The sequence below is a fragment of the Pseudarthrobacter sp. AG30 genome (assembly GCF_003116525.1).
In the GTDB taxonomy this organism is placed as follows: Bacteria; Actinomycetota; Actinomycetes; order Actinomycetales; family Micrococcaceae; genus Arthrobacter.
The window spans coordinates 1-238 of sequence record NZ_QEHL01000088.1 but is presented as its reverse complement, the minus strand read 5'-3'; the positions used below and the strand labels follow the sequence as shown (position 1 = coordinate 238).

Here is a 238-nt window from a genome sequence, read left to right as displayed (position 1 = left end):
CAACTCGACCACCTCGAGGGCAAGGGCTACCTGCGCCGCTGCCGGCATGAGCAGGATCGCCGCACCCTGCGGATCGAGCTGACCGACGCCGGCGACGCGCTGTGGCAGGAGCTGACCGACTGCAACGATCGCGTGCTCAGCGCGGCCCAGCGCTCGCTGGACGAGACCGAGCAGGTGCAACTGCACGACTACCTGGAACGCGTGCTGCACGCGCTTCGCGACAAGAACTGACCTTTTC

1 protein-coding gene is annotated in these 238 nt (G+C 67.2%); it reads left to right on the top strand.

The window, feature by feature from the left end:
• A partial coding sequence (locus DC347_RS22145; RefSeq protein WP_368665774.1) for a MarR family winged helix-turn-helix transcriptional regulator occupies nt 1-231 on the top strand: 231 nt, incomplete at its 5' end.
• Nucleotides 232-238 lie beyond the last annotated feature (7 nt).